A 6,246-nucleotide genomic window follows, 5' to 3' on the forward strand; every position below is an offset into this window, starting at 1 on the left:
GCCGCCACGCAAGCTGGAAAGTGTCTGGCCGATTTCGGCCGGAATTTCCAGTCCAGTGAACAAACGCGGCATCGCATGACTCCCGATGCTTGGGGATGCCTCCGAAATCGCAGCCGGGACAACCTGTCCGTGCTGGCAGCATGCCCTTTAACAAGTCCGGCGACGAATCACCGATCGATATTTAGCGCAGTTATATGACTCTGCGAAGCAGCCGAGGCTCAACTCCGGGAAAACCGGCGTGAGGTCACAACTTCTAGTTCTTCAACTGCGTTGCGCGGAGATCGTGCCGAGAAATTCCTCCACTGTGGGTAGAATGTTTTTCACGATCACATCCACCCCTGCCGCCGTTGGATGCAGGCCATCCGCCTGATTGAGCTTGGCATCCGCGGCAACGCCTTCCAGGAAAAACGGATATAGCGGCACCCCGAACGTCTTGGCGAGATCCGGATAGATCGCATTAAATCGTGCCGAATATTCGCTGCCGTAATTCGGGGGTGCAAGCATTCCGCACAGCAAGACTGCAATATGCCTCGCCCTCAACCGGGTCAGAATTTCGGAAAGCGCGGCGCGCGTGACCGCGGGATCTATTCCGCGCAACGCGTCATTGGCGCCGAGTTCGACGATCACCGCCTGGGTCCCTTCGGGAACCGACCAGTCGATCCGGTCGCGGCCGCCGGAGGCGGTGTCGCCAGACACTCCGGCGTTGGTGATCTCGACCGGTATCCCCTTGGATTTCAATGCTTTTTGAAGCCGGTCCGGAAAAGCGGCCGAGGCGGACAAACCGAGGCCCGCGCTCAGAGAATCGCCCAACACCACCATTTTTAAAGGCCTGGCCTGAGCCGACTGCGCTTGCGCTGATCCCGATGTTGTCAAATCCAGGCCCATCATCAGGAAAGCCAACACCAGCATGTGCACGAACACCCGCGCGCGCCTCTCGACCCTGGCCGCGAAAGTGCCATATGACGGACCCATGGACAGTCTCATCGAATCCTCATCATTGACCGGCCTGGAGCCGGACACGATTTCCATCTCGAACGTCAACCTCTCGCTCGGCTCGGGCGCGGCACGGGTGCATATCCTGAAGGATATCAGTCTGCGGGTAGCTCCGGGCGAGGCGATCGGCCTGATCGGGCCGTCAGGCTCAGGGAAGTCCACCCTACTGATGGTGATGGCGGGACTGGAGCGTCCCGACAGCGGAGAGGTGGTGGTCAACGGCACCCCTTTCAATGCCCTCGACGAGGACGCGCTGGCGCGCTTTCGCGGCCGCCAGGTCGGGATCGTATTCCAGTCGTTTCACTTGATCCCGACCATGACCGCGCTTGAAAACGTCGCGGTACCGCTTGAGCTGGCCGGCAATCCCAATGCAGCGGAACGCGCGGCTTTCGAATTGAATTCGGTCGGGCTTGCCGATCGCCTGCATCACTATCCTGCTCAATTGTCCGGCGGCGAACAGCAGCGGGTTGCGCTTGCGCGCGCGCTCGCGCCCGATCCCGCGATTCTAGTGGCCGACGAGCCCACCGGGAATCTGGACGAAGCCACTGGCAAGCAAATCGTGGATCTGCTGTTCGGCAAGCATGACGAGCGCGGGATGACTTTGGTGCTGGTCACCCACGATCCCGCGCTGGCTCAGCGCTGCGACCGCGTGGTGCGGCTGCGATCGGGCCGGATCGACGGCCAGAGCGCGCAGCGCGTTTCCGATCCATGAGCGTTGTAACCCAATCTGTTGCTCGAGCGCCGGTGGCCTGGTTGCCGCTGCGCTACGCAGTACGTCAATTGCGCGGCGGGTTGCGCGGGTTCTACGTTTTGATGGCGTGCATCGCGCTCGGCGTGATGGCGATCGCGGGAGTTGGCTCGGTGGCAGCCAGCCTCGAAGATGGACTGGCGCGTGAAGGCCGCACCTTGCTCGGAGGCGATGTGGCGTTTTCGCTCATCCAGCGCGAGGCCAAACCCGATGAAGTGGCGTTTCTCCGTTCGCGCGGAGAAGTCTCGCTTGCGGCGACGTTGGCCGCCATGATGCGCACGGGCGACGACCGGCTGGCTCTGGTCGAAATTAAGGCAGTGGACGCCGTTTATCCGATGCTCGGGCAGCTAACCCTGCAACCGCAGATGGGCGTTGCGGATGTTGTGGCCGAGCGCGGCGGAGTATTTGGGGCGGCCGCCGATTCCACGCTGCTGGCGCGGCTCAATCTGAAGGTCGGCGACCGCGTTACTATCGGCAGCTCGAGCTTTCAAATCCGCAGCGTCGTCGAGGCCGAACCTGACAAGCTCGCCGGCGGCATCGGGCTCGGTCCACGCTTCCTGATCAGCGAGGCAGGCCTGCGGAGCACGGGGTTGCTGCAGCCCGGAAGCCTGGTGCGCTGGGTTTATCGGCTAAAACTTCCGGAGAGTGCGGCGGACGATCGGGCCGCGGCGGCCCTCATCAGCGATGTGCGAACCGCGCTGCCGCAAGCCGGCTGGGAGATTCGAAGCCGCAGCAATGCTTCGCCACAGCTTGAGCGCACTATCAGCCGCTTCACGCAATTTCTGACCCTGGTGGGGCTCGCTGCGCTTCTTGTTGGGGGTGTCGGAGTGGCGAATGCCATCAAGAGCCATATCGATCGAAGCCGTGACATCATCGCGGCGTTGAAGGCGCTCGGCGCAACAGGCCGTGACGTGTTCACAATCTATCTGACGCAAGTCGTCATGCTCGCCGCAATCGGATCCGCCATTGGCCTTGCCGCGGGCGCGGCGCTGCCGTTCATTATCGTCGGCGTGTTTGGCAAGCTGTTGCCATTGCCCGTAGTGCCGGCGCTGCATCCTGATGAACTCGCGCTCTCGCTAGTTTACGGAGTTCTGACAGCGCTGGCGTTTGGTCTGTGGCCGCTCGGTCGCGTGCACGACGTGCCGGTGGCCGCGCTATTCCGGGAAGTCGTAGTCACCGAATGGCATCGCCCGCGCTGGCGTTATCTGGCGCTCGTCGCGTTCGTGGTCGCGCTTTTGGTGGCCGTCGTGATCGGCCTCGCCTATGACAAGCGCATTGCCGCGGTTTTCGTTGTCTCTTCGATAGCGGTGTTCGTATTGTTGCGCGGCATCGCGGTGGGTGTGATGGAGATGGCGCGACGGCTGCCGCGCACTCGTTTGACCATGCTGCGGCTCGCAATATCCAACATATGCCGTCCGGGTGCGTTGACCCCGTCGGTGGTGATGTCGCTGGGCCTCGGACTGGCCGTCCTGGTTACGATTACCCAGATCGACGGCAATTTGCGGCGGCAATTTTTAGCCGCGCTGCCCGACCGCGCCCCTTCGTTCTATTTTATAGACATACCCAGCAACGAAGCCGACCGGTTCGCCGCATTCCTCAAGCAAACAGCGCCGCAGTCCGAGGTCGAGGATGTGCCGATGCTGCGCGGTCGCATTGTCGCCGCTCGCGGCGTCAAGGCGGAAGACCTGAGGCCCTCGAATGATTCCCAATGGGTGCTGCAGAGCGACCGCGGCCTTAGCTATACCGGCGAAATCCCGAAAGGGTCGAAGCTGGTCGAAGGCCAATGGTGGGGTCGGGATTATAACGGGCCGCCGCTCGTCTCGATCGAAAAGAAGATTGCTGATGGGCTGGGGCTGAAGATCGGCGACCAGATCGTGGTCAACGTCCTCGGCCGCGACATCCCAGCGACCATTGCGAATCTGCGCGCCGTGGACTGGCAGAGCCTTGGCATCAACTTTGTCCTGGTGTTCTCGCCGAACACCTTCAAGGGCGCGCCACATAGCCATATCGCGACCCTGACCGAGACCAATCCGAGCGTCGCCGGCGATGTCGCGATCATCAAGTCGGTCGCTGACACATTTCCGATGGTAACAAGCGTACGCGTCCGCGAAGCTTTGGAAACCATCGGCCACGTGGTCACGAACCTGGTGCTGGCGATCCGCGGCGCCAGCGCGGTGACGTTGCTTTCAGCCGTCCTGGTACTCGGAGGCGCGCTCGCCGCCGGCCATCGGCACCGGGTATATGATGCCGTCATTCTAAAAACCTTGGGCGCGACCCGGGCGCGACTGCTGGGCGCCTATGCTCTCGAATACCTGATGATCGGCTTTGCGACCGCGATTTTCGGCGTCATTGCAGGTTCGCTGGCAGCCTGGCTGGTCGTGACCCGGCTGATGACGCTGAGTTTTATCTGGCAAGCCGGCAGTGCCGCTGGCGTGGTCGCGGCGGCGCTCCTCGTCACGGTAGGGCTGGGGCTCGCCGGCACGCTACTCGCCTTGAACCAGAAGCCCGCGACGGTGTTGCGGAATTTATGACCTGTTAACCGACGCATCCATGGCGGTATGTGGCCGCCATCGGTAATGTCTCAGAACTCGCTGAGTTCGTCTGGGCCAAAGGCCGGGATGCGGAGCGACATTCAGCCGCGCATGGAAGCTTGCGGCCAATGTGTTAGTTTCCCACATGTATCCTACCTGAGACGCCGATTTGATGACGCAAAGTTTATGTCAGCAAGGACGGTATCGGGGATAGCTTTCGTGCCGGCGGCGCAAACCCTTGCGTCCCGGACCAACAACGGGAATTCGACCATGTCGGACCTAGACCGCAACTACGCTTCTCCCTTCGGCCGGGCCGCCGGGCGCATTGATGCCGCGACCGTCGACGCCGGTCTGCGCGCCTACATGCTGCGCATTTACAATTACATGACCATCGGCTTGGCCATCACCGGTCTCGCCGCGCTCGGCGTCTATATGGCGGCCGTGACGGGCGATCCGGCCGGTGCAGCGGCCAAGATCGGCAACGCCTACCTGACGCCGTTCGGCTACGCCATGTTCGTCAGCCCGCTCAAATGGCTGTTCATCCTGGCGCCCTTGGCCATGGTGTTCGTGATCTCGGCCGGCATTGACCGGCTGCGGCCCGCAACCGCCCAGATGCTGTTCTGGGTGTTCTCGGCGCTTATGGGCATTTCGCTGTCCTCGATCTTCCTCGTGTACACGCACACTTCGATCGTGCGGGTGTTCTTCATCACCGCGGCGACGTTTGGCGCACTCAGCCTTTACGGCTACACCACCAAACGTGACATGAGCGGGATGGGATCATTCCTGATCATGGGCCTGTTCGGCATCATCATCGCGAGCCTGGTTAACCTGTTTCTCGCGAGTTCGATGCTGCAGTTCGTGGTGTCGGTCGTCGGCGTGCTGGTGTTCGCGGGCCTGACAGCCTGGGACACCCAGCGGCTCAAGAACGACTACATCTACGGCTATGCTTCGCAGGGCGGTGACGTGGCGGAACGCGCGGCGATCACTGGCGCGCTATCGCTATATTTGAACTTCATCAACCTGTTCACGCTCTTGTTGCAGCTGCTCGGTCAGCGCGACTGAACGCGAAGCTGGCGAAAATTCGAAGCCCCGGCCTTTTGGCCGGGGCTTTTCTTTTGTGCCGGGCAAAAATACTCTGCCCGGCATGTCCTCGCTCGAAATCAGGCCGACAACCGCGGCCGACCTGCCTTCCATTACCGAGATTTATGAACACGCGGTGCGCTTCGGCACGGCAACGTTCGAGTTAATACCGCCGGATCTCCCGGAGATGACACGGCGCTTTCGTGCGCTCATGGATGGCGGCTTTCCTTATCTGGTCGCAACCCTCGATGGCAGCGTCGCCGGATATGCCTATGCCAGCCCATACCGGCCGCGGCCCGCCTACCGTTTCACTGTCGAGAATTCAGTTTACCTGCAACCCGCCGTCCACCGACGGGGGATTGGCCTGCAATTGCTGCAACAGCTGATCGATGAATGTGAGGCGCGGGGCTATCGCCAGATGATTGCCGTGATCGGGGATTCCGCTAACGCGGGATCGATCGGCGTGCACAGGAAATGCGGCTTCGAGATGATCGGGACCCACCCCAATGTCGGTTTCAAGTTCGGCCGCTGGCTGGACACCGTCATGATGCAGCGGGCGCTCGGGGAAGGCGCGTTAACATTGCCTCAAGACCAAGCAAATCAGCGCTAAACGACGGCGAGCTTGCGGTCGATTACCAACAGCACCCGATCTAGTTCGTGGCCGCGCCGCAGGATCAGGCCGCTCGCCGAAATGACGCTGTAGATGCCCTGCTTGCGGGCAAGCCGCGGATCTTTTTCGATTCGATAGATCGGCACTTCGGAAGCTCGGCGGAACACCGAGAACACGGCCCGATCGCGCAAGAAATCAATCGCATAGTCGCGCCACTCGCCGTCGGCGACCATGCGACCATACAGATTCAGGATGCGATTGAGTTCGAGGCGATTGAAAGTCAC

At 61.6% G+C, this 6,246-nt stretch carries 6 protein-coding genes and 1 pseudogene; 4 read left to right on the forward strand and 3 right to left on the reverse strand.

The genetic code is table 11. The features are described from left to right. Both VJV58_RS17060 and VJV58_RS17065 read right to left on the reverse strand, forming a co-directional pair. Nucleotides 1–72: pseudogene (locus tag VJV58_RS17060) on the reverse strand (RNA 2',3'-cyclic phosphodiesterase); the annotation flags it as partial. A 189-nt stretch (nt 73–261) separates the two neighbouring features. After that, nucleotides 262–909 carry an arylesterase gene (locus VJV58_RS17065; protein ID WP_414641517.1) on the reverse strand — a complete coding sequence of 216 codons (648 nt, stop codon included), beginning with the start codon at nt 907–909 and terminating at the stop codon, nt 262–264. 61 nt (nt 910–970) lie between these two features. On the opposite strand from VJV58_RS17065, the gene VJV58_RS17070 reads away from it, so the two are divergent. From VJV58_RS17070 to VJV58_RS17085, 4 genes are all read left to right on the forward strand, one after another. After that, the gene (locus VJV58_RS17070) at nt 971–1,705 is read left to right on the forward strand and encodes an ABC transporter ATP-binding protein (RefSeq protein ID WP_324138542.1); all 735 of its coding nucleotides are present in this window, start codon (nt 971–973) and stop codon (nt 1,703–1,705) included. Beyond that, a complete protein-coding gene (locus VJV58_RS17075; RefSeq protein ID WP_324138543.1) occupies nt 1,702–4,272 on the forward strand; it encodes an ABC transporter permease in 2,571 nt (856 codons plus the stop codon). Before VJV58_RS17070 ends, VJV58_RS17075 begins: the two co-directional genes overlap by 4 nt. Before the next feature lie 270 nt (nt 4,273–4,542). Then, nucleotides 4,543–5,334 carry a Bax inhibitor-1/YccA family protein gene (locus VJV58_RS17080; RefSeq protein WP_324138544.1) on the forward strand — a complete coding sequence of 264 codons (792 nt, stop codon included), beginning with the start codon at nt 4,543–4,545 and terminating at the stop codon, nt 5,332–5,334. Between the two features lie 82 nt (nt 5,335–5,416). Beyond that, nucleotides 5,417–5,962, forward strand: coding sequence for a GNAT family N-acetyltransferase (locus VJV58_RS17085; protein ID WP_324138545.1), 546 nt, complete (start codon nt 5,417–5,419; stop codon nt 5,960–5,962). Here the strand turns inward: VJV58_RS17085 and VJV58_RS17090 are convergent. Further along, nucleotides 5,959–6,246 (reverse strand): DUF2794 domain-containing protein (locus VJV58_RS17090; protein WP_324138546.1); only part of this gene is annotated, 288 nt, incomplete at its 5' end. The two genes, VJV58_RS17085 and VJV58_RS17090, sit on opposite strands and share 4 nt — an antisense overlap.

The sequence above is a fragment of the Bradyrhizobium sp. genome (assembly GCF_035273305.1).
Taxonomy (GTDB): Bacteria; Pseudomonadota; Alphaproteobacteria; order Rhizobiales; family Xanthobacteraceae; genus Bradyrhizobium.